The 23,439-nt window shown below is 26.6% G+C and carries 20 protein-coding genes and 1 other annotated feature; of the genes, 7 read left to right on the top strand and 13 right to left on the bottom strand.

All coding sequences use genetic code 11. The annotated features are described in order from the left end of the window. Positions 1–47: 47 nt before the first annotated feature. The 5 genes from metG to ATCC9714_RS07120 all read right to left on the bottom strand — a co-directional run bounded on the left by metG (position 48) and on the right by ATCC9714_RS07120 (position 4,586). Positions 48–1,679, bottom strand: a complete 1,632-nt coding sequence (gene metG, locus ATCC9714_RS07135; RefSeq protein WP_057544870.1) for a methionine--tRNA ligase — start codon at positions 1,677–1,679, stop codon at positions 48–50. Between the two features lie 60 nt (positions 1,680–1,739). Beyond that, positions 1,740–1,997: a binding site (T-box leader), on the bottom strand. Positions 1,998–2,415: 418 nt separating this feature from the next. Beyond that, a complete protein-coding gene (locus ATCC9714_RS07130; protein WP_021124329.1) occupies positions 2,416–2,754 on the bottom strand; it encodes a hypothetical protein in 339 nt (112 codons plus the stop codon). A gap of 198 nt (positions 2,755–2,952) precedes the next feature. Next, entirely contained in the window at positions 2,953–3,432 is a 480-nt protein-coding gene (locus ATCC9714_RS17450; protein ID WP_206541462.1) for a hypothetical protein, read from the bottom strand. An 11-nt stretch (positions 3,433–3,443) separates the two neighbouring features. After that, the gene (locus tag ATCC9714_RS17445) at positions 3,444–3,740 is read right to left on the bottom strand and encodes a helix-turn-helix domain-containing protein (RefSeq protein WP_021124326.1); all 297 of its coding nucleotides are present in this window, start codon (positions 3,738–3,740) and stop codon (positions 3,444–3,446) included. A gap of 144 nt (positions 3,741–3,884) precedes the next feature. Next, complete coding sequence (locus ATCC9714_RS07120; protein WP_057544869.1) at positions 3,885–4,586, bottom strand: hypothetical protein; 702 nt, start codon at positions 4,584–4,586, stop codon at positions 3,885–3,887. Between the two features lie 147 nt (positions 4,587–4,733). Here ATCC9714_RS07120 and ATCC9714_RS07115 point away from each other — a divergent pair, with 147 nt between their 5' ends. The 4 genes from ATCC9714_RS07115 to ATCC9714_RS07100 all read left to right on the top strand — a co-directional run bounded on the left by ATCC9714_RS07115 (position 4,734) and on the right by ATCC9714_RS07100 (position 7,986). After that, positions 4,734–5,900, top strand: coding sequence for a YkvI family membrane protein (locus ATCC9714_RS07115; protein WP_057544868.1), 1,167 nt, complete (start codon positions 4,734–4,736; stop codon positions 5,898–5,900). Positions 5,901–6,241: 341 nt separating this feature from the next. After that, positions 6,242–6,661 carry a hypothetical protein gene (locus tag ATCC9714_RS07110; protein ID WP_057544867.1) on the top strand — a complete coding sequence of 140 codons (420 nt, stop codon included), beginning with the start codon at positions 6,242–6,244 and terminating at the stop codon, positions 6,659–6,661. 94 nt (positions 6,662–6,755) lie between these two features. Next, positions 6,756–7,046 carry a hypothetical protein gene (locus ATCC9714_RS07105; protein WP_021124320.1) on the top strand — a complete coding sequence of 97 codons (291 nt, stop codon included), beginning with the start codon at positions 6,756–6,758 and terminating at the stop codon, positions 7,044–7,046. A 226-nt stretch (positions 7,047–7,272) separates the two neighbouring features. Further along, positions 7,273–7,986, top strand: a complete 714-nt coding sequence (locus tag ATCC9714_RS07100) for a hypothetical protein (protein WP_057544866.1) — start codon at positions 7,273–7,275, stop codon at positions 7,984–7,986. 290 nt (positions 7,987–8,276) lie between these two features. Here ATCC9714_RS07100 and ATCC9714_RS07095 read toward each other — a convergent pair whose 3' ends face one another. From ATCC9714_RS07095 to ATCC9714_RS07085, 3 genes are all read right to left on the bottom strand, one after another. Next, entirely contained in the window at positions 8,277–8,606 is a 330-nt protein-coding gene (locus tag ATCC9714_RS07095) for a hypothetical protein (protein ID WP_057544865.1), read from the bottom strand. Positions 8,607–8,785: 179 nt separating this feature from the next. Further along, positions 8,786–10,015: an MFS transporter gene (locus ATCC9714_RS07090; protein ID WP_057544864.1), complete on the bottom strand. Its 1,230-nt coding sequence runs from the start codon at positions 10,013–10,015 to the stop codon at positions 8,786–8,788. A 147-nt stretch (positions 10,016–10,162) separates the two neighbouring features. Beyond that, positions 10,163–10,636: a MarR family transcriptional regulator gene (locus tag ATCC9714_RS07085; RefSeq protein WP_057544863.1), complete on the bottom strand. Its 474-nt coding sequence runs from the start codon at positions 10,634–10,636 to the stop codon at positions 10,163–10,165. A 156-nt stretch (positions 10,637–10,792) separates the two neighbouring features. Between ATCC9714_RS07085 and ATCC9714_RS07080 the strand changes: the two genes are divergently transcribed. Beyond that, positions 10,793–11,230, top strand: a complete 438-nt coding sequence (locus ATCC9714_RS07080; RefSeq protein ID WP_021124310.1) for a hypothetical protein — start codon at positions 10,793–10,795, stop codon at positions 11,228–11,230. A gap of 566 nt (positions 11,231–11,796) precedes the next feature. On the opposite strand, the gene ATCC9714_RS07075 is transcribed toward ATCC9714_RS07080, so the two are convergent. Next, positions 11,797–12,234, bottom strand: a complete 438-nt coding sequence (locus ATCC9714_RS07075) for a GNAT family N-acetyltransferase (RefSeq protein ID WP_021124308.1) — start codon at positions 12,232–12,234, stop codon at positions 11,797–11,799. A 519-nt stretch (positions 12,235–12,753) separates the two neighbouring features. On the opposite strand from ATCC9714_RS07075, the gene ATCC9714_RS07070 reads away from it, so the two are divergent. Together ATCC9714_RS07070 and ATCC9714_RS07065 are read left to right on the top strand one after the other, a co-directional pair. Continuing rightward, positions 12,754–12,960 (top strand): hypothetical protein, encoded by a 207-nt coding sequence (locus ATCC9714_RS07070; protein ID WP_057544862.1) that lies wholly within the window; start codon positions 12,754–12,756, stop codon positions 12,958–12,960. Positions 12,961–13,172: 212 nt separating this feature from the next. Next, entirely contained in the window at positions 13,173–13,631 is a 459-nt protein-coding gene (locus ATCC9714_RS07065; RefSeq protein ID WP_057544861.1) for a hypothetical protein, read from the top strand. A 146-nt stretch (positions 13,632–13,777) separates the two neighbouring features. Here the strand turns inward: ATCC9714_RS07065 and ATCC9714_RS07060 are convergent, their stop codons facing one another. The 4 genes from ATCC9714_RS07060 to ATCC9714_RS07045 form a co-directional block, all read right to left on the bottom strand. Continuing rightward, entirely contained in the window at positions 13,778–14,347 is a 570-nt protein-coding gene (locus ATCC9714_RS07060) for an HD domain-containing protein (RefSeq protein WP_021124305.1), read from the bottom strand. A 371-nt stretch (positions 14,348–14,718) separates the two neighbouring features. Then, positions 14,719–19,791: an NPCBM/NEW2 domain-containing protein gene (locus ATCC9714_RS07055; RefSeq protein WP_057544860.1), complete on the bottom strand. Its 5,073-nt coding sequence runs from the start codon at positions 19,789–19,791 to the stop codon at positions 14,719–14,721. 406 nt (positions 19,792–20,197) lie between these two features. Continuing rightward, complete coding sequence (locus ATCC9714_RS07050; protein WP_057544859.1) at positions 20,198–20,866, bottom strand: ABC transporter ATP-binding protein; 669 nt, start codon at positions 20,864–20,866, stop codon at positions 20,198–20,200. A gap of 13 nt (positions 20,867–20,879) precedes the next feature. Beyond that, complete coding sequence (locus tag ATCC9714_RS07045; RefSeq protein ID WP_057544858.1) at positions 20,880–23,423, bottom strand: ABC transporter permease; 2,544 nt, start codon at positions 23,421–23,423, stop codon at positions 20,880–20,882. Positions 23,424–23,439 lie beyond the last annotated feature (16 nt).

The raw sequence follows: 23,439 nt of genomic DNA, 5'->3' as shown, positions 1-23,439 counted from the left end.
AGAATCCAAATAAATTCTAAGGTCATTTTCATTGTTTTTTAATTAATTTAATTAACTTTTACTTTTAAATTTTCTTCTTCAATTTCTATTACTTTCTTATCAAGTCTTTCAAATAATATAGAAATATCATCTGCTAAATTACAATGTATATTTTCTATCTCACTCCAATTACTATGATTAATAGATAACCAATCTTTTATTTTAAATGAAGAGTCTGGTAAAAAGGGCTCTAATAAATTAGCTAAATTAGAAATTGCATAAATACAAGTATATATACTATTTCTACACTTTTCATTATCCTCTTTTACTGTTAACCAAGGTGTACTTGTATCAAAATACTTATTTACACTTCTTATAACTTCAAAAATACTCTCCAGTGCAATTCTTAAGTTTCCTTTTTCTATAAGAACACCTACTTCATCATATAAATCTTTTATACTTTTCTTAATAGCTTCATCAATCTCACCATTAGTAACTTTATTATCATAATACTTTTTTATAAATACTAAAGTTCTGTTTACTAAATTCCCATAAGCTCCTAGTAACTCTCCATTATTGCTATTTACAAATTCCCTCCATGAAAAATCTGAATCTCGTTTTTCTGGAGCATTTATCAAGAAGAAGTACCTTAAGGAATCAGAGTTATAACTCTTTACTATATCAGGAACCCATACAGCCCAGTTGTTACTAGTTGAAATCTTTTTTCCTTGTAATGTTAGATATTCACTAGATACAATTCTATCAACTAATTTTTTATAACCAATACCTTTTAATAAAGCTGGTAGTATTATTGAGTGAAACGGAATATTATCTTTTCCATGGACATAATAAGAAATTGCATCCTCCTTCCAAAACTCTTCATATGACTTGTTATTATCTATTGACCATTTTTTACTCATAGTAAGATAACCAAGTACAGCATCTATCCAAACATAAACTTTCTTATCTTTAAATTTATCTATTTGTATATCTATACCTAGAGAAATATCTCTTGATATGGCTCTATCATGTAATCCTTCAAAAAGATATCTTTCTGTATTATTTACAGCATTTATTTTCCATTTATCTTTGTTTTTATCTAGATTATCTTTTATAACATCTTGAAATTTAGATAAAGCAAAGTATAGTTGTCTAGATTCTTTTACTGAAGGAAAGTCACCACATAACTTACATTTTCTATCTGATAGTTCTATTGGGTCTAGTAAAGAACCACAGTTGTCACATTGATCTCCCCTTGCATTTGATTTACAATTAGGACATATGCCTTCAACATATCTATCAGGTAAAAACTGCTTACAACTATTACAGTAAATCTGTTCTACATCTTTTTCATAAATCAAACCATTGTTATATAAAGAAGTTATTATATTTTGAACTTCAACTTTATGAAACTCATCATCAGTTCTTCCGTAACAATCATAGGAAAAGTTCAATTTATCAAAACAATACTTAAATTCACTATGATACTTGTTTGCTATTTCCTTTGGAGTAACTCCTTCTGACTTGGCTCTAATTGATATTGGTGTTCCATGACAGTCACTACCTGATACATAAAGTACATTATCTCCTTTTTTTCTATAGTATCTAGCTATAACATCTCCAGGTAATAATGCTACTATATGACCAATGTGAAGTGATCCATTAGCATATGGCCATGCTCCTCCTATAAAAACATTCATATTAAATACCTCCTAAATAATTTTTTATAATAAAAAAACTCTCATCCCTAAGAAATTAATCTTAGGAACGAGAGTTAAACTTCGTGTTACCATCCTAATTCATGTATATTTTACAATATACACCTCTTCAAGTACGCCATATTATATGGTTATACTCTATCACTATAACGGGTGAACCCGTTGCAGCCTTAATTTTATAAAAATCTCGGTGCACAGCTCCAAGGCCATTTTCACTTTAATATCCTCTGCTTCCTCTCACCAAATAGAAGTTCTCTGTAAAAGTATTCTTAAAGCTACTTTCCTTTTCATTGCCTTTATTATAATTTTAAATAATCTTTATATTATTATATACTATTTGGATAAAAAAATCCTCTAATACATTATATTTAATCAAATATCAATTAACTATAATATAACCAATTTGAAAATATTGAAATAAACTATAAGTAGGAGTATAATTTAGCTTAATATAATTAAATGTTTATTTCACAAAATTATAAAGGGGGTAAACTAAATGGCAGATTTTGTTCATGCTGCATTTCCTTGGGTTGCTTTTTCAATTGGTCTTGCTCTTTTTCTTACACATATGAATTCAAAAAAGATACATCAAGATAATAACTAAAATTGAATGTTAATTTATAAGCCAATAACTTAATCTATTATGCATAAATAAAAAAGAGATAATTTATTGAATTGATTTTCAATAAATTATCTCTTTTTTATTTATGCATATGCTTTACCCTTTGTAAAATTTAGTTGCTTTAAAAGTTGTTTTATACACATATGTGAATATAGTTATAATTATGATTATATCCATAAAAGAATATACGTTGTCCATAAATATAAAATATCTTGCAAGTATAGAAATTATACCTTGAATTATATATATAATTCCAACTAATATATGTAGTTTAAAATTAAACCTAATATAACCATCTTTATCTTTAATTTTATCAATATTAACCATATTATTTTTAATTAGTCCTATATCCCGAGTTGTTTGCAACCTTAATGCTAAATATATAAAATATACTCCTAGTACAATAAAAAATATTCCAAAAACAAATTTAAACATACGTTTGCCCTCCCAACTATTTTTAATTAGAATAACATACATATCAAAATTTTATTTTAAAATGCACTGAAACTACTAAATTTTGGACTAAAAAATAATTTTAAATAATAAGTTATTGCCCTTAGAATATATCTATTTAAATTCTAAGGGCGATTTTTAATATTTACTTTAAAATAGTTTTCTACTAAAATTATAGTCCTATATCATCGACTTTTTATCTCTAAACTTTTTTAATATTTTAAAGCTTAATTTATTAGTATATTCTTCATTTTTTACTATTAGCTCATAAGAATCCATAATAGAATAAAAATATATAAATGGGTATGCACCAATTAAGATCATAAGTGTAGATATTAATTGATAAAAAGGTATATTTATTCCAACTCCTAAACCTTTTTTTAGTAATAATAAAATAGTACCACCTGCAAATATAAAACAAATTCCTATGATTATTAAAGTAACATACCTTTTTCTAAGTGAATAATATTTCTCAGTAAACTCCTTTAAAAAGTTTTTATCAAAGATTAATGGTTCTTTTCTCAAAAATCCATACTCCTCACTCATAAAACTAGATTTTATAATTAATCCAAATCCCAATGTAGCCATAACTGCGATAATTACAGAATATATCTCAAATGACTGTTTAAATATTAAATAAGGTATATAAGATAATATCAATAGACTAATTCCTAAAGATAAATACTTATGTGATTTTTTTCATTAATCAAATATCCTTCAATAACTTCTTTACTTGCATAATATCCCTTTTTATTCTCTATATCTTGTTCTAATGTATCTTTTAATAAATAATCAATGGATACATTAAATATATTTCCGATTAAAAGTAACTTTTCAGTTTCCGGAAATCCTTGCCCATTTTCCCATTTGCTAATTGCTTGCCTACTTGTATTTAGTTTTTCAGATAGGGCTTCTTGAGACATCCCCTTTTCCTTTCTCAACCTTAATAGCTTATTCCCAAAATTCATATATTGCCTCCTACTTAGTATTTTACTTTTATTCTATATAATCAAAGGTTTATATGCTATCACTTACCAAATGCACTTTGTCAACTTAAAGTTGCAACTACGCAACTTTGTTCAAATTTACCCATTTGTAGCATAATCTACTTATTAAAAAGCATTCCATATAAAGCAAAATACAAATACACATCCCCATGCATTATTAGTTTTATCTTTTACTATAAGCATCCCATAAATAGCTATAAACATAGTAATTATTTCAACAATTCCCCAAAATGATGTGCTAAATGGATGAAATAAAATACATACTATAGCACAAATAATGGCTCCAACATTAAACCATTTGTTTTTAGATGGATATAAATTATTTAATTTATCACTAATAACAGCATAATTAAAGCCTTCAAAAAATCCCCATACTACAATAATTAATATCATTCCTAAAATATTAATTGGAACCCCACTATTTAATACATCATTTGTAAGAATAATACTAAAAGGCTTATAGCCTGTATATTGCCCCGATATAAAAATATACATTATATATGGCACAAAACATATAATTGAGTAAAAAATAGCTTTAATTGTATTTCTTTTTACCAATCCAAATTGAGAAAATCTTTCTTTTCTATAAATACATACCAATGTAATTCCTAGTCCAGCGATACCAAATTGAACTCCTCCATTAAGTGCCAAACGTAAAATAATAGAATTACTAGAATTTTTTATATAGTCCATCATCTGATTTCCAAACATCATGTAAAATAAAAACATTCCCATTGTTATTAATGCAATAATCCAAATATCAGTATCTAGCTTCTTCTGTTCTAAAGTTAAGTCCTTCTTTCCCACAATACCCCTCCCCTATAATAATTATAATTAAAACAAGTTCATGTACTTTTTTCCTTAATATCTGCTATAGTTTAATTATAATCATCTTTGTTGTTTTTGTAACAAATATGGTTATAATTAAAAGTATAACAAAGGGAGATGTTTATATTGAAAAGCAATAACTTAGACTCATTAAGTTCTAAGCCGAATGTAAAAGGTATTTTCGGTGTTGCTTCAGTTTGGTTTGCTGCTCATGTTGGTGGGGGCTTTGCCACAGGTAATCAGACAATGAACTTCTTTGTTAAGGAAGGTTGGTACACATTTTGGATACCAATCTTAATCATGGGTATTATAGCTTTAGTTTATAGGGAAACAATGATTATGGCTAGAAACCACCAAGCTTTTGATTATAGAACCTTATCTAAAAAACTCTACGAACCTTATGATAAAATTTTATCCATAGTATTTGAGATTTGTTATATTATAATAGTTTTACTTGCAACAGGTGGCTCTATTGCAGGTTCTGCTGCACTATTTAATAACTTTGGTCTTAACTATAATTTAGGGGTTGTAATTACAGGAGCTATATTATTTTTACTAACAATATTTGGAGCAACCCTAATTAGAAGCGCTTCTTCATTTATGACTATAATAATTGTCATTTGTCTTACTCTAATCTGTTACATAGGAATATCTGCCAACTCAAATAATTTTATAAATTTAGCAACAACTTATTATACTACTGAATCAGTTTGGAAGGCTCTCTGGTTAGGATTAAAATATGCCGGATTCCAATGCATAGTATTTTCAATAATCATAAGTGTTTGCCAACCTCTTAAATTAGATAGAGAAATTAATGCAACAACTATAATAGGATTTATATTGAATAGCATAATGATTGTACTTAGCTGTATGATGTTGTTTGCATGGCTTCCTCACACTTCAGATAAAACTCTTCCAATTCTTTATATTTGTAAGCAAATAGGAAAAGATTGGCTTGTAATATTATATACTGTTGTGCTTTTCCTAGCATTTATATCTACAGGTATAAGTTGTGTTTTTGGAGCAATTACAAGATTTGAAAATTTTATTAAAGTACCAGAAAATATAACAATTAGACGAGGTTTACTTTCTCTATGTTGTATGATTTTATCTATGGCTATATCTTTGTTTGGACTTACATCTATAGTTAAAATTGGTTATGGATATACTGGAGTATTAGGAATTTTTGTTGTAATAATCCCCGTGCTTACTGTCGGCCACATTAAAAATAAAAAATTCAAATTAGATCAACAAAATTCAGTAGAAGTTGAAGTTGAAATAGATAATATATAAATTTTTTAAAATCATTAAAATTAAAGCCCTTAGAATCTATGAACATAGATTCTAAGGGCTTTAATTTATAACAAATCTATAAATACATATTTTTAGAATATCATATGCTTTTTTACATTTCACTCCTCTATAAATCCATCTTAATCCACTTTTGATACTTTTTATCCAAATTTTTGTATAATTGCTAATAGTCTTAAAAAATTTAATAATTAGATTTAAAATCTAATTGTATTTTATAATCTTATAAAGTACTTTAATTTATTAAATATATTTTAACCTCACAATATACAAGAAAAGCTTTATATCTTGAGCTTAAACATCATCTAAGGAGGATTTACAAATTGAATAAGTCTCACAAAAAAATTCTAGGAGTGGTTTTAAGTTTACTACTTTTAATAGCTTTATTAATTATAATCAATGCTAAAAATCCAAAACAAGTTAATATTAATAATTCGCAAAAAACAGATATTAAAAATTCACAAGAAATTACAGATGAAAATCTAAAAGAAACAAATGATCTATATCAAAAAGGAATAGAGTTTGGAGCCATAGATCCATCCGAAGTTAGTAAGGAAGATTGGCAAAAACAAGAAAAAGATTATAGGGAAAATTATGATACAGCAATAAAAGAAGGTATATTACGAGATATTACATATGAACAGTGGTTAGAGGAAAACAATTATGGACAATTCCCAAAGGTGGACCCTGAAGTATTTGATGTGTTTATAATTCCTCCACAGTCTCAAGAAAATAAAAAATAAGTTTAAAACCATATACTCTATCTAGAGACATATTAGCTTCAAATGAAATAAGATTGTTTTACAATAAATTAATTTGAATGGAGTGAATTTATAAATGAGTACGTATAAGGACTGGAAAATGATAGATTGGATTGTATTAGACTTTGTAGGTATATCTTTTATAGTGGTACCCGATTTTATTCTTGACCATAATTTATATGAACTTCTTACAATGGCAACCGTTTATGATTACCCATATAATATTCCTATAATAGGATCAGGCATATTTTTAATATATTGTTTGTTATCAGGAATATATTGGATAAAAAATAAATCTGGTAATTCATTATTGATTATTAGCAACCATATATATAATACTTCCTATTCTATATGTTATTGCATATAACTCAGGCATGTAAAAAACATAATAAACATTTTAATTACATATGAATTTAATATCTGCAATTGGAGCACATTCAATAGTAGATATCATTCGTTTTTGTACTTTCGGTATATAGTTATCCATATGAATTTTCCATTTATTGTAAATTAGTTAAAGGTAATTTTTTATAAGTCGTACATTTATATTGAATTATATTTGAAGATTAATTATTAAATAAGGAGGTGAATACATGAACATTTTAAATGTAAATAGTAGTAATATACTATTAAAAAGTTATAACAGTAGTTCTTTAAACAAAATACAAATTAATGTTTCTAATAATAAAAATAATCCAGCTAAATCACTGAAAGAATTACCTATTATTATTAAAGGTAAGCACTTAGCTCGAGAAAACCTAGATGTTACATATAATTCAAATATAAATAAAAAAATGCAAGAATCTTTAGAACGTAAATTATCACAGCTTAGCAAACTAAAAGACAGGATTGAAAATAAAGATAAAAAAGATGATACAAAAGATAATGCAGTAGAAAATCCTAAAATTGATAGCTATGTCAATGTTACAGAAAAAATTAAGGATATAAAAGAAACTTCACTTAGTGAAGAAGAACCTTTACTTAGTGAAAAACAGATTAATCTTCAAGATATAAACAAGAAAATAATTGAAACTCATTTTGAATTAAAAGATATTAAAATTTCATCTCAAGAGTTAAGTAAACAGTCTGAGGTTATTGATGCCAAAATATATATGTTTAAAAAAATGTATGGCAATGATATGTTTAAAAAGGCGGAAAAAGAGGCAATTTTAAAACAAGTCTATGATACTCGAAACAATCCACTACTTCAAGAGTTAAAGAGTACTTTTAATGAAATTATAGAACTTGAAGAACAATTAAATGATAAATTAAATAAAGATCACCCAGAAGATAAAAAAGAAATATAATCATAAAACTTAATATTTAATATTTTAACTAAAATACTTCTCATACATTAAATAACAATATAAATTTTTATTAAAAATATAACTAGTCACTAAATTTATACTTTATTTATAATTAAATAAAACAGAGTGTATATACGGAAATTGATATATACACTCTGCTTTATTTTTACATAAATTAAATCTAATACAAACAACTCTATTTTAAGTTCATATATAAATTTATAATCTATTTCTAAAGTTTAAGTTATATTTTTAATTCGCGCCTACTCAGAATATACTTTATAATATTTCTAAAATTTTGGAGCTTTAAAGGTAACTTTATACGTATATACAAATATAGTTATAATTACAACTATACTCATAGAAGAATACAAGTTATCTACAGATATAAAATATCTACTTAATATACAAAGTATCCCTTGAATTGTATATAAAATTCCAATTACTATATGTAGTTTTAAATTAAACTTAATATAGCCATCTTTATCTTTAATTTTATCAATATTAACCATTTTATTTTTAATTAGTCCTAAATCTTTAGTTCTTTGTAACTTTAATCCTAAGTATATAAAATATAATCCTACTACAATAAAAAACATTCCAAAAACAATTTTAAACATACTCTTATCCCCTCAACTGTTTTAAATCTATAATAACATAAATTATAAACTTTTTTTCAAAATGCACTAAACCCTCTAATATTTGGACTGAAATCATATTTATCTCATATTTTACTGTATATATTTTTTAAATGATGTATATATGTTAAATTTATACTTGCCTAAATAAAATAAATAACTTATATATTTGCATTTGTACTCTTATACAAAACTGGTATTGCAGTTCCTATAAGTATTATCCCCATAAAAGCAGGTGCTGAATGACCAAGTGATACATAGATTTGACCTCCAATAATAGGTCCAATTATTCTAGCTAAAGCCTGAATCGATTGACTACCTCCTTGAATCCTTCCCTGTTCACTAGCATCCACAGACCTTGAAACCATTCCATTAAATGAAGGCCCAAATACAGAATCACCAAAACCAAATATAAACATTCCACCTATAAAAAGATGATAAAATGAGAATAAAGCCGATGCTGCAATAAGACCGTAACCTATAATTTCTGAAGTCATTCCAAGAACTGCTATTTGTACATCACTAAGTATTTTTAAAAGTTTTGGCATTATAAAACCTTGTGAAATAATATCTTGGATACCCATAATTGAAAACATAAGTCCAATTAGTGCAGGATCCCAATTGAAAGTATCTATTGTAAATTGTGAAAAAACTGCCTGTAAAGAACCGTTTGGTATCCAAAGTAAAAAAGCTGATATAAGTAACCTTTTTAAGTTTTTTATGGAAAGTATATCTATAAGTTGTGTAAATGGATTTAGCCTTACAAAAGTAATTTCCTTTAATCTATTGTTCTTAGCAAGGCTCTCCGGCATATAGACTATTCCATAAATAACATTTATTAAAGTTATTATTGCTCCAAAATACATAGGTACAGAATAACCAAACTTGGCAAGTAATCCTCCTAAAGTAGGTCCAATGGCACAACCTACACCGGCAACTGCACTCACCCAACCAAAGTATTTACTTCTCTGTTCCCTAGGAGTGATATCTGCAAAATATGCAAATATAGTACTTATACTCCCCCCTGTTATACCTTCTATTATTCTACCAGCAAATAGTACCCATAAAGCTCCTCCTATACCAAAAACTAGGTACCCTATTGCAGAACCTAAAAGGCATACTAAAAGTAATGGACGACGACCGTATCTATCACTTAAAGCTCCAAGTCCCGGTGCTGCAAAAAACACGCATACTGCATAAACAGATGTCAAAAAAGTAACCACTATAGCTTGATTTGATGGATTACTTATATAAGGTTTAACTAAAAATGGTACTACAGGTGTTATAATACTAAATCCTAATCCGCAAAGAAATACAGATATAAGCCCAAATATTAAAGCATGTTTATTTACGGTTTCTTCTTTGCTTTGTTTGTTGTTTAATTTTAACATTTAAATTCTCCTTCCAAAGTCTTATTGTTTCCTTGTCAACAAAATAATACCCTAATTTTGTTTCCTTGTCAACAAAATTTTAACAATAAAAAAGCAGCCTCTTCTCTATAGAATCAGACTGCTTATACTTTTTCTCATTATTTAAATTTATTCCGACTTAATATCTATACCAAGTTTCTTTATTTCTCCATCCAAATGACTACTATACTTTTCTATAAAATTAAGCATACTGTCAAATTGCTCTTCAGTTACCTGTTCAAATATAGCTTTATCTCTCTCTTGAAACTCTTTGTGTAGTTTCTCATGGGTTTTATACACTTCTTTTCCTTGCTCAGTAAGTCTAAAGTATATTTCTTTCTTATTATCCGGTTTTTGGTAGCTTTCGATAACGCCTTTTTTCATTAGCTTCTTAGTTAGTTTACTCATGGCACCTCTAGTCATATAAAAGTACTCTGAAAGTTTTGTCACATTTGTATCTACATTTCTTCCAATGTATTCGATACAATGTACTTCAGAAGACTTATACTCTTTAAGGCTCTTCTCCATCTTAAACTTATTAAGCCAAACTATCTTATTAAATAAGTCCCTAACACCCATTATAACCTGTTCTTCTTTGTTCATGGCCTATCCTCCTACCCATTAGTTCATTAACAATATTATATTAAAGTTTTGTTTCTATTTCAACAATCCTAAAACATTTTATACATATTTAAATTTTACTACTATGATATAATAATATAATTAATTTTTTTAATAGAATATGAGGTGTAGTAAAAAATGTTTGATACTTTAAGCTATATTGGAGATAAACTTAATAAAGCTAATATATTATGGGGAGTAGGTGCATCTATATTACTAAATCAGTTTGGCATGGTCGATACTCCTAATGATATAGACATTTTTATAGATATTAAGGATATACATAAATCAGATAAAATATTAAAAAAGCTTGGGAAAAAAAGAGAATATGAAGAAACTTCTACATATTCAACAAAATACTTTTATGAATATGTTATAAATGGAATTGATATTGATGTTATGGCAGGTTTTGCAATTAATCATGATAATGGCGTATATAATTATATATTTGATAATATGTCTATTTCAGAATATAAGCTAATTAATGGCGTAAGCATACCTTTTACATCTTTAGAAGACTGGTATGTAATATATCAATTGATTCCTAATAGAGAGATTAAGGTAGAAATGATATAAAAATACCTTTTAACTAATATAGTAAAAAAAGATAACTTGTTAAGAAGGTCTTTAGATTGTAATTTACCATCAATCGTTAAATGTAAAATAAATAATATTTTAACACCTAAAACTATATAGACAATAGAAAGAGTGGATATATTTTAATTTGTATATTCACTCTTTTTATTTAATTTAGAACTAGAAAACTTATCTAGTATAAAACATTGTGTTCTCTTTAGCAAAAACTTTGACCATATTTTCAAATGCATTTTATAAAGTAGTCTCTTGCTGAACTTTTATTTTTTATTTAATGATTTTAATGTTATTAAATTAAAATCTAATGTTAATATCTCTCCAATAAATAATTCAGTTGCAACATTATATGACTTAACTACATAAAGCACTATGATATCTAATATTTATTAAAATACCACAACTTCCGCTTAAAATAGAGCATTTTCTTCTTACTTCTAAAGTTGCTGTAAATATATTATAATCTTTGATAATTTTTTTGACTTTTACCACTGATTGTAAAATTTTTTCTTTAGATTTTAAATAATTGCATGTAGCTCCTTTGGATATTTCTAATCATTATATAAATTAAAATACCTACACTCATATCTATTAATATTTGAATGTTTTTCGCCTAAATTAACTATTTCAAATTGTTTCTTTTCATAAAATCCAACTGCATCATCATCTGTCTCTGCAACTAAAATCCTAGGTTTAAGCCCATAAATTACATAATTTAATAGTTCACTTCCTATTCCAAGTTTTTGTTTATCTTTTCTAACAGCTATATCTAGTATTATCATTTCATCATTACTGGTCTTATCTAAAACTATTAAACCTAAAATCATATCATCACAAATATACCCATATGAAACTATTCCCTCTTTACTTTCATAGTAATTGGCACTTTTTATTAATTTTTCTTTAGTTGGCTTAAATACACTTTCTTTAAGAATTTCTAATGTTAAATCATTTCTTAGACTACAACTTATATCAACTATTCTATACATAAATATCTCCCCCATAATATAATCTTTTATATTATTTTTATTTATATAATATATAAATAAATCTATATTATTATATAAATATAACTATTTACTAAGTTTGAAATTTCACTATAAATAGGTTATATATTTAAGTTACTATACAGACTCTTTTTTCATTTATATATAAATAGAACTTTACTTGATTTCTTCATAAAATTCAAAATAAATTTAATAAAACCTAAGGTCTACCTGTAATATTACTTGTTAGTTAGAAATGAATATATTTATCTACTCTTATATTTCACTCCTAAATAACTCTATCTTAATCCAAATTTTACTTTTATTTAAATTTACATGTTAAAATAAATTCAATATTTTAGATTAAAGGTGGTTATTTTTTATGGAAATCATTATAGATATAGTTTTAATTATCGCAGATTTCATACTTACTTCAGGGATAAGTTATGATAAAGGAGATTCTAAAACCTTAAAGTTATAAATTAATATAAATTCTTTATATGCTAGGAAGGTTAAATTATTATGAATATAAACAGGTCATACTTTACTATTTTAATAATTAGCTTAATATTAATGCTAGTTATAATAATTAGTAAGTCATATATATATATGATTGGAAAAATACTGTTAGGCTTTGCAGTTGCTTTTATAATTTCATCTCTTATGAATATAAAAAAAATAAGACTTGATTATAATAAAAATAATTTTGCATCTCCTAACGATATGTAACAATACTAAAGTTATAGTCCTTAGAATCTGAAAAAATGGATTCTAAGGGCTATTTTTACTAAAATCTTTAATATGAATTAAGTTGTTTTTATATTGTAATACATTCTTAATATTTTCTTAATAAATTTGAAGTAGTTTTGAAATAAATGTTTGATATACTTACTTTAAAAGTTTTAGGTAATCTTTAATAAAATTGAAAGGTGTGATAAATTATGAAAATTAAAAAAATTCTTAGTTTAAGTCTAGTTATTATTTCTATATCTTTATCTTTCGTTGGGTGTAGTAAACAAAGTGATAAATCAAATGATATTCAAAACTCTGTGGATAAAACTAATAGCACAGAAAAAAGTAATACTGATAAAGAAAATAAGATAAGCAGTAGTGAGGCAAAAAACATAGTCAACGATAAGTTTAAGAATATAGTTGATTCTGATAGCCTACTTATTGGTGGGGACTTTTTTAATTTAACTGATGTAATTGGTATAGAAAATCAAAATTATTATGTTTTTTATTTCAAAAATAAAGATCAAAGTATTAAAACTGATAAAAGAGTATTAGTTAATGCTACTACAGGCGAAATTTATGGAAACTATAACTCTAATAAAAATAAGTTAATACCTATAGATAATTTCATAAATGATTTGTCTAAAGACAAAAGTAATTTAAATTAATTTTAGGATGTATTAATCTACTTTGTAATAAATATTATATAAAAATAACTGTACCTTAGCAATTTCAATATTTTAGCTATAAGGTACAGTTATTTTCAAATTTTATATAGATGAGTTTATTATATATTGTTATCTATTCTAAATAACTAAGCTTCATTCTTTTTAGCTATTTTTTCTGTAGTCCTTTGGTCTATCTCTTTCTTTAACTTCTTTAAATACGGAGAAAATTCCACCTTATCCGAACCATAAGTAAACTGTAAGTCATATTCTAGAGGAATCCAAGTACTAATATCCGCCTCGTTATGCTGAATCACTGCTTCTAAATTATCTAATGCTTTGTAAAGCTTTGCTTCATCAGTTTTACGTTCATTCATTTCCTTTAAAAGTTCTGTAAATTCCTCACGATAAGGACTGGGGAAAGTTGCAATCCATTTAAAAAATATCTCATCCTCTTTTTCACTATCTTCTTCTTTCTTCTCAAAAGTAGGAATATCACCAGTAAAGGCTTCTCCTAAATCGTGAATCAAACACATACGAATTACCTTGTCCATATCAATTTCTGGAAATTCATCACGCATTAATAACGCCATTAATGCAATACGCCAGCTATGTTCAGCTACACTTTCATGGCGTCCACTTGATGTCCATGAGTGTCTAGTATTGCATTTTAGTTTTTCTGCTACTGTTAATATTTCTAAAAATATTGCTGTATTCATCCAAAGTTCCCCCTCATAAATTCATATTATCTATATCATATCTAAAATATCTTTATTTAACATTATATAATATAAAGCTTTTCTATACTTAAGAATTTGATATAAATGTTTAATAAATTTTAAATTTAGAATTTCAATATAGTTAAATAAAAAATAACAGATTAAAATGCTTATTTATAATAGAATGTTTTTATAAAAAACAAATAAAAAAGCTAGAGTTTTACCTCTAGCTTTTTCATTTTATATAATAATATAGTTTAACGATGAAAGAGTTTTATATTTATAGTAATCTAACGAAACATTAAAGCTTGTTCCTTAGGCTTTACAGTGAAGGCTGATGCTATAAACATAAAACTTTTCTAAACTAAAACTTATTTAGTACTAGCTATATTTATTAGTATCCCATTCATTTCATTACCCTCAAAATAAACATGAACACCATAAACACCTGGCTCTACATTAGAAACATCTAGATCAACCTCTTTAGTATTAGGTTCTAAGTTTTGTTCCTTAATTACCTTACCACTACGATCAACCATAACAACCTTAGTAGAAATGTTTTTACCTTCTCTATTATATGTTTCTGTATTAACTTTAATTTTACCGTCAATTGGATAAAGTTCTCCGACTTCTACATATTGATTTTTAAAGTTAACACTTTTTAGCTTATCTAACTTAGATAATACTCTAAGATCCTTAACTTGATTACCTTCACCATTTATACTCTCTAAGTTAATAGCATATTGTAATCCCTCAAGACTATTAACACCATGACTTATGTTAAGGTTAGTTAACTTACGCATATCACCTATTGTGAAATTACCATCTTTACCTAAAGCACTACTTAAAGATTTAACTAGATACTTATCAGGTACATTCACAACCTCATTAAGATTAATTAAAACTAAAGCTTTAATACTATCTTGAAGTTCTTTTGTCATATTATCGATAGCATCTTGTTTAGCATTTTTATCCTTTGATAATTCTTCTGCCTTAGTTAACTTATCATTTAAAGCCTTACAACTATCTTCAGTATAATTTTCTTTATTTATCTTCTTAGCTTCTTCTATAGTTTTTAATAATTCTTTATTATCTACTCTATCAGCATTAACATAATATAGTTTTGCATCACCCCAAGTAGCATGGTCAGAACCTATTCCATTTCCACCATCTTTAACTACTAACTTTAATTCCTTAACTCCTGCAACGTTTAACTCTACATACTTTTGTGTATCTTTAGAATTCATAACTCCACTATCAAAGGCTTTATCTCCATCTAAATAAACTTCAAATTGTACACTTCCTACTGTACCATACATTGCACGGTCTACTCCAACATAAGAACTAAAGAAATCTGCATTTTTACCTTCTAAGTTATAAACTATTGTAGAATTTGCATGTGTTCCTATCCCTTTTTCATATACAACTTCTTTTCCATTTTCATCTGTAAGTCTAAGCTTATTATCACTTACAGCTTTGTCTTTTTTTACACTTGACCAACTAGTTTGTGCTGACTTCCAGTCATAATCACTTAAGTACTTAAAGTCTTCCATATTAACTACACTTATTACTCTAGTTTTTTCAACTTTATTACCATCACTATCCGTCACACTATAAGTTAATTGATATTTACCTACTCTATTAAAATTAATTTTATCTTGCCCAGTTACTACTACCTTACTAGTTAAATCGCCATCTTCGCTATCTATAGCTTTGTAATTCCCTACTACGTTTTCTAATGTTTCTCCAACTTTAACACTTTGAGATTTAGGTATTTCTAAAGTTGGTTTAGCATTATTACTTGTAAGTTTTGGCTCAACTATTATACCATGGTCAGAGGTATTCCCATTTCCACCATTGTTAACCTCTATTTTAAGTTCCTTAACTCCTTTTACAGGAACCTTTATATATTGTAAATCATCTTCATGTTTTAATACTTTTGTTGTTGCTAACGTCTTTCCATCACCTATAACTTTAAAAGATATACTTGAGTTGTTTTGTGGTGCTATATTCATATCTACTCCTACTTTAACTTCAAAGTTATCATAGTTATGTTCACCTAAATCATAAACAACATTTCCATTAGCATGAATACCTATACCTTTTTCATAGTTTTTAGGTTCACCTAAAGTTCTTCCTTTTATATCTTTATTACGTCTAGGAGTTCCCCATTGAGTTTCTACACTCTTCCATTCTTTATCAGAAAGATAATCATACTTACTAACAACATCTACATTCATTGTTTTAGTAGTAACTACATCGTTAGCCTTTACTTCATAAGTAACTGTATAATTACCTTTTTTATTATTATCTACGTTACTTGTAACCTTAATATCACTTAATTTATTGCCTTCATAATCCGTTGCTTTTACATAATCTAGTGGGTTAAATTTTTCATGTAAACCTAAAGTAACTCCATCAGCTGTTTTTATAGAAGGTTTAAATGCTTTAACACTTGTTTCTTTAGCTTTGCTTAAATCCTTGGCATAAGCTATAACATCATATTTTGCATTTTCATTAACATCTACATTTTTAACAACAAATGTATTTGACTTAGTAAATCCTAAAACCTTTCCATCTTTACTTACTTCATAGCCTAATAAGTCTCCACTATTGTCTTTGTCTATATTAAGGTTTAATGTATTTGTTTTTGCTGATTTATCTAACTTAGAACTAACCTCTACTTTAACATCCTCAGTAAATCCTTTACCCTTATAATTCATTGCATCACTATTTAAATACCAAATCTTTTTATCTAATTTGGGATATTTATTTAACTTAGCTTTACACTCATCCGATAAAGTCATCCCATATCTAGTTATGTACTCTGTTAAATTTGCACCTAGTAATTCACTTGAGTACTCTGCAAATAAATCACACTTTTGTTGATAATTTTCAGCTTTAGGTTTTCTTTCTCTATACATTCTTTCTAAACTTTGCCAATAATCAGCTTTAGCTAATCTAAGTTGCCAAAACATTCCAAGCCTAGCTGATAAGTCAAAATCTTCATATTTATAGTTAGTGTCAACATCAGAACTAACTCTATCATAAATAGAATTATAGTTAACATTATCTCTAATTCCAGCCTTTATGTATTCTTCATTAGACCACATATTGTTAGTTACTTCTCCCCAAGTTCTAGGTATAATATCTAACTGATGTCCAAGTTCATGAACTGTCCCCCAACGTATACCATCCATGCTATGTTTATCTGTTCTTAAGAAGTCATCTGCTACATGATACTGTATACCCACATGATCTCCTGCTGCATAAGCTCCTCCAAAAGGTTGCATTACTCTTACAGTTGTTCTTATACCTGTGCTATCATGTTTAGGATCTTTAGAATTTTCTTCTAATCCTGCAAATTTTAACATATCATCTACAACTTTACTCCAAGCTAAAGTTGACTCAGCTACATTTACCTTTTCAACATTATAAACTTGATTAGCATCTGATGCTCTACCTGTAAATAATATTCTAGGTGAATTATATTCAAATATATCTACCGCTGTATCAGGATTAGCTTTAACATAATCACTATAATCTTTTAATTCTTTTAAGAAAGCTTGTTCATCGTCACCTTGATTGTATAATGGGAACTTTTGACCACCTTCTAAAACTATCTTAGGAGCTTTACCTTGTTGTTCTGTTGTGTAAGGATTTATAAAATATATAGCTCCACCTGGATTAGTTTTATGTGACCATTTTTCATCATATATCTTAGGAACTTCAAATTTATTATATCCTGGCTTTAAGTTATACTTACGTTGCCAATTTCCATAATGACCTTGTGATTGACTAAACATTATTTGTGGTAATGGCTTAGATCCATCTGCATCTACATAAACTTCTATAGTTTCTCCTGGTTTAGCTAATACACCTGTAGATATAAAGTTAGTACCAAAAGAAGACATTAATAAGTCATTTCTACAATGACCATGTACATCACCATTTTGTGGTAAAGTCATTTTAAGTATATTACCTTCAAACTTATTGTCTAATATCTTACGTGCTCTTTCGATGATCTTACCTAAATCTGACTTAAGTGGATGTGTTTTAACTTCTTTGTCTAGAGCATCTATTGCTTCCTTAGAATTATATTCTTTCTTTAATTCTGATTGTGTTTGGTCTGTAAATATATTATTAAGTTTATCTGATAATTTATCTTCCTTAAAAAACATTATTTCATTTAATGTAGCCCAATTTTGATTACTCTTAACAGCCTTTAATTTTATTCTTTTAAATGTTGTAGGTTTAAATTTAGCTTCAACTAATCCTTTATCCCTATTTGCTTTTCCTGTAGATACTAATTGGAAAGTTTCACCCTTACTAGTATTTGAGCCATAAACTTCAAACTCTTCTATAAATCCTTTTGTATCACTTTGTCTTGCCCCATAAACTATTTTATCTATAGTTATAGGGTTTACAAACTCAACTGTTATCTCATTATTCCAATCGTTATTATTGCTTTTATTAGTTTCCCAGTAAGTACTTACATCGTTATCTACTGCTTTTTGTATGTTTTGTGCTGCATAATGACCAGCATTATTACTTATACTTTTTATATTATTGTAAGGTATTCTAAATTGATTTATATATTCTTTATTATCTAGATAATTAAATTTTTTAGTAGAAGCTACTGATGATTCTAATTTTCCTTGTTCAATTACAACTTTAGCATTTTCTATATCTTCCTTAAAATCATTATAAAAAGGATGATTCTTACATTCATCTTCTAAAGCTTTTAGTTTATCCATTGTATTAAACTCATCACTTACTACATTCATGTTGCTATCTTTAAATAATCTACTCATCTTATCTAAAATCTTATCTTCTTTATAGAACCAAAATTCAGAAGCACTTGCCCAATTTTGATTTGCTTCTTTAAATACAAATTTAACTCTTTTTGCACTTACAGTATCGAATTTAAACTCAACCATTCCTCCTGTAACTTTACTTCCTTTTACTTCTCCTGCTAGTTCAAAGTTATCCCCTTTATCTTCTTTAGAAACATATATATCTGCACTTGTAGGATATCCTTTACCCTTAGCCCCATCTTGTCTTGTAGCATAGGCCAATCTGTTTATTTGTGCTATGTCATCAAATTCAAATGTAATTTCATTTTTAAAAGTTTCACTATTAGGTTTCCCTGTTTCCCAATGTGTACTTAGATTTCCATCTATAGCTTTTGTTAATGGTGCGTTTGGATAGTTTCCACCATTATTTGTTATAGATTTTACACCTACTTTATATAACTCGTTATACTTGTTAAAGTTAGGGTTATTTTTTATTTTAAAATCAGTAACAGTCATATTTTTAGAAACTGATTTTTCTATAGCTACAGCTTTATCCTTTACAACTTCATTTGCAAAAACATTTACAACCGGTATACTGTTTGTAGCTATCATAGACATAGCCAGTATTGACACTATTTTCTTCTTCATAAATTCCCTCCAATTTATTTCTTTAATTTTTATTTTCTCTTTCTAAAGTATAAATTGTTATTCATTCTAGGCTAAAATACCTATGCATCATTTGCAATATATTCATCCCCTTTCAAATATACTAAATAATTAAACATTAAAGTAAATTTGAAAATTGTTACATTCTAGATTTTTCATGATAGTTTTAATATTATTAATAATTAACTTTTAAAATCTATTTTATTTGATATTACAATTGTAAAAATTTTCATTTAATTTACTATTATATAAATCGGTTTTTGAAATTAAAACTTTATAATTTTTTTAAAATGATTTGAATATAAAAAGAGTGTATCTATTGAAATTGATGCATTTCATTAGGTACACTCTTTTTTATTATTAATATGTTTTTATAATTTATATTTCATTAATTATATATAATTTTCCCATCATTAATAGTTATAATATTATCGGCACTATTAGCTATATCATCATTATGAGTTATCATAACTAATGTCTGTTTATATTCATTAACGCAAAACTTCAATATATCAATTACCTCTTTAGTCGTTTTACTATCTAAGTTTCCAGTGGGTTCATCTGCAAATATTATTGATGGTTTGTTTGCAAGAGCTCTAGCAATTGCTACTCTCTGTTGTTGTCCTCCTGATAGTTCATTAAGAAATTTCTTAACTTGCGATTTAATACCTAATTTAATTATTAAATCTTCTATATAATCCTTATCTACTTTTTTACCACTAATTGAAATAGGAAGCACTATATTGTCATAAACATTTATAACTGGTATTAGATTATAACTTTGAAATATAAATCCAAATTCTTCACATCTTATCTTAGATAGTTTATCATCATTTAAAGTATATAAATCTAGATCATCCATAAGTACTTTCCCAGAAGTCGGTTTATCAAGACCTGCCATACAATGAAGTAATGTACTCTTTCCTGAACCACTTTGTCCAATTATAGCTGTAAACTTATGTGGTTCTATTTCTAAGTTTATTCCATCAATAGCTTTAACTTCACTATCATCTTTTCCATATATTTTTCTTAAATCTATAGTTTTTAAAGTTTTCATAACTTCCCCCTAATTAATCGTTATCTTTTATTCCTTGGATAATACTCATATTTTTTAAATCCCTACTACTTGTAGCTACTGCTATAAGACACACAATAACCGATAAAACAAAGAATACTATGGATTCCTTAACTGGGAATGTAAAATTCATAAAATGTTTTATTCCAAAATTTGTATAGGCATTATTGTTCCAATTTACAAATTTAACTAAATTTATTATGGATGGTATTAAAGCAATTGCAAAACTTATTATGGAATATGTCAATGCTTCATAAAGAACCATTTTCTTCATATTTTTAATGCTTAATCCTATTGCTCTAAGTGTTGAAATTTCTTTTTTCCTCATTAATAAATTTGTTCTTATTGTACAGAATATATTAATTCCTGCTATTATTAAAACTAATGATATTGTTGATATTTGAGACTTATAGTACTCTCTACTAGAATCTATTCCTCTTTGTTTAAAATTAAATCTACTGTCAAATCTAGATAAATGAATATTATTAGAAATTTTTTCTATTTTCTTATTTGCATTCTCATCATATGAATCTTTTAGATTTATTCCTAACTTAGTGTATTTATCTTTACCTGTAAGAACTATAGCATGATTTTTATCTGTTATAATCTCAATGCTAGTACCCCCATCTCCATTAGACATCCAATTTGGTGTTAAAGTTGCACACACTCTTACCTTATTTTCTTTATATATAGTTTCCCCATTTTCTGTAGTTTGAACTTTTACTGGTATAATATCTCCTACTTTTAAATTTTTGTAAACATCTTTATAAGTATGGTCTGTAACTATATCATAAAAATAATTGTATACTGCTACATTAGGATAACCATCGGTTACTTTTCCAATATCTTCTAAACTTCCATCTTGTATAAAATCTTTTATATTTTTATTTAAATCATTATTGTCATACAATCTTAATGTAAATTCAGCTTCCATATTATCTTGTTCTTTTACTCCAAAGTACCTTGGAAATTCTTTATTTACTTCCTTCTTTTTAAAATCAAACAAACCACTTACTATTTGTATAGGTTCTACGCTTTTCACCCCATATATATTTTTTATCTTATCTATATCACTATTTATATATTCTAAATTGTCCATATCTGAAGTTGATGGAATAAACTGCATTGTTATATCGTATTTATTGTATATATCTTCAATTTTATTATCTACCTCAGACTGCATACTTGAAAATGTAGTTAAATATACATATCCACCTAGTGCAATTGATAGTATAGATATAACTGATCTAGTTTTATTTCTCCCAATATTTTTAATCCCCATATATCCATAAAATCCAAATATATCATTTAAAGTTTTACTTAATTTATAAAATTTCCTATGTTTTTTCATCTTGTCTGTTGTCTTTGTAGATTCAATAATTGATATATTTGAAACCTTTATAATAGGTATAATACATGATGCCAGTACCGAAATTATACCTGCTATTATAGATGTCATAATAATTTCTTTACTTATATATAAACTTGGCCTTATTAATGCTTCTTGATATAATGAAAAATTGTATTTACTAATTCCTATATATGAATATATAAGCCCAAACATCAATCCAATTGTTATTCCTAAAGCCATTACAATTAACCCTTGATATATTATCATACCTCTAACACTTCTTTTGCTTGAACCTATTAATCTAAGTAAACCTGTTTCTTTTATTGTTTCATTTAGGGTAATATTAAAAATGTTAAATATTAAAATAGCTGATGTAATTACAATTAAAATTTGATTTTTAATAACTTGAGGACCATAACCTCTTTCCTCTATCTCCATTGTATTTTGCATAAGTGCTATATTTGGTGTATAACTATTTTTTCCTAAGTCATTTCTTTTGGTAATAGTTTTAATTTGTCCCTTAATATTTCTCCATCCACTTTTTAAAGTTAATATACTATCATAACTAATTATATCCTCTGGGATAATACTATTATTTCCATAAGTAAATGCTTCGAGATTTAGGTTCATATCATAAAATTTTTGTGGCTTTTCTATAATTCCTACAAGCTTAAATTTTTTATCTTCAGTATATACATTTTCATCTCCTTGTGAATCTTTGTATTTCTTTTTTATTTTTAAATCTATAGTAGAATTTAACTTTTCAGGTATACCCATAGCTTTTAAAGCTTTCTTTTCAAGTACTATCTCATCATTATTTTTAGGAAGTCTTCCATTTATTAATTTATTTAATTTACCTTTTACATAGTTTTCATCTACTGATTTTAACTGAAATGAGTTTCCTTTTTTGTCTAATACATTACCTAAGTTTTGTACTGTACTAGTTTTTAAAACATCCTTGTCGTTTTTTAATTTTCCAACTTCCTCATGATTTAAATCATTAAATTCTACGTGATATCCACCATATAGTTTATTTACAGCATTTAAATCATTTTTACTTTGGGATTCTCTTATTGTACTTGTCCCAAATATTAAAGCTACCCCTAACGCTACCGCTAGTATTAATAGTACAGTTCTAAGCTTATTTTTTCTTAAATATGCTATTGATAATTTTAAGTATATTCCCATGTCATCCCCCTATTTT

It is taken from the genome of Paraclostridium sordellii (assembly GCF_000953675.1).
In the GTDB taxonomy this organism is placed as follows: Bacteria; Bacillota; Clostridia; order Peptostreptococcales; family Peptostreptococcaceae; genus Paraclostridium; species Paraclostridium sordellii.
Note: the sequence above shows the minus strand (reverse complement) of the source record. Positions and strands in the feature narration are given on the sequence as shown.

What these genes read in the sequence shown, in the direction of transcription:
- metG (WP_057544870.1), bottom strand. Translation starts at nt 1,679, where the DNA reads ATGAATGTTTTTATAGGAGGAGCATGGCCATATGCTAATGGATCACTT.
- ATCC9714_RS07130 (WP_021124329.1), bottom strand. Translation starts at nt 2,754, where the DNA reads ATGTTTAAATTTGTTTTTGGAATATTTTTTATTGTACTAGGAGTATAT.
- ATCC9714_RS17445 (WP_021124326.1), bottom strand. Translation starts at nt 3,740, where the DNA reads ATGAATTTTGGGAATAAGCTATTAAGGTTGAGAAAGGAAAAGGGGATG.
- ATCC9714_RS07105 (WP_021124320.1), top strand. Translation starts at nt 6,756, where the DNA reads ATGAGTACGTATAAGGACTGGAAAATGATAGATTGGATTGTATTAGAC.
- ATCC9714_RS07100 (WP_057544866.1), top strand. Translation starts at nt 7,273, where the DNA reads ATGAACATTTTAAATGTAAATAGTAGTAATATACTATTAAAAAGTTAT.
- ATCC9714_RS07095 (WP_057544865.1), bottom strand. Translation starts at nt 8,606, where the DNA reads ATGTTTAAAATTGTTTTTGGAATGTTTTTTATTGTAGTAGGATTATAT.
- ATCC9714_RS07090 (WP_057544864.1), bottom strand. Translation starts at nt 10,015, where the DNA reads ATGTTAAAATTAAACAACAAACAAAGCAAAGAAGAAACCGTAAATAAA.
- ATCC9714_RS07085 (WP_057544863.1), bottom strand. Translation starts at nt 10,636, where the DNA reads ATGAACAAAGAAGAACAGGTTATAATGGGTGTTAGGGACTTATTTAAT.
- ATCC9714_RS07080 (WP_021124310.1), top strand. Translation starts at nt 10,793, where the DNA reads ATGTTTGATACTTTAAGCTATATTGGAGATAAACTTAATAAAGCTAAT.
- ATCC9714_RS07075 (WP_021124308.1), bottom strand. Translation starts at nt 12,234, where the DNA reads ATGTATAGAATAGTTGATATAAGTTGTAGTCTAAGAAATGATTTAACA.
- ATCC9714_RS07070 (WP_057544862.1), top strand. Translation starts at nt 12,754, where the DNA reads ATGAATATAAACAGGTCATACTTTACTATTTTAATAATTAGCTTAATA.
- ATCC9714_RS07065 (WP_057544861.1), top strand. Translation starts at nt 13,173, where the DNA reads ATGAAAATTAAAAAAATTCTTAGTTTAAGTCTAGTTATTATTTCTATA.
- ATCC9714_RS07060 (WP_021124305.1), bottom strand. Translation starts at nt 14,347, where the DNA reads ATGAATACAGCAATATTTTTAGAAATATTAACAGTAGCAGAAAAACTA.
- ATCC9714_RS07055 (WP_057544860.1), bottom strand. Translation starts at nt 19,791, where the DNA reads ATGAAGAAGAAAATAGTGTCAATACTGGCTATGTCTATGATAGCTACA.
- ATCC9714_RS07050 (WP_057544859.1), bottom strand. Translation starts at nt 20,866, where the DNA reads ATGAAAACTTTAAAAACTATAGATTTAAGAAAAATATATGGAAAAGAT.
- ATCC9714_RS07045 (WP_057544858.1), bottom strand. Translation starts at nt 23,423, where the DNA reads ATGGGAATATACTTAAAATTATCAATAGCATATTTAAGAAAAAATAAG.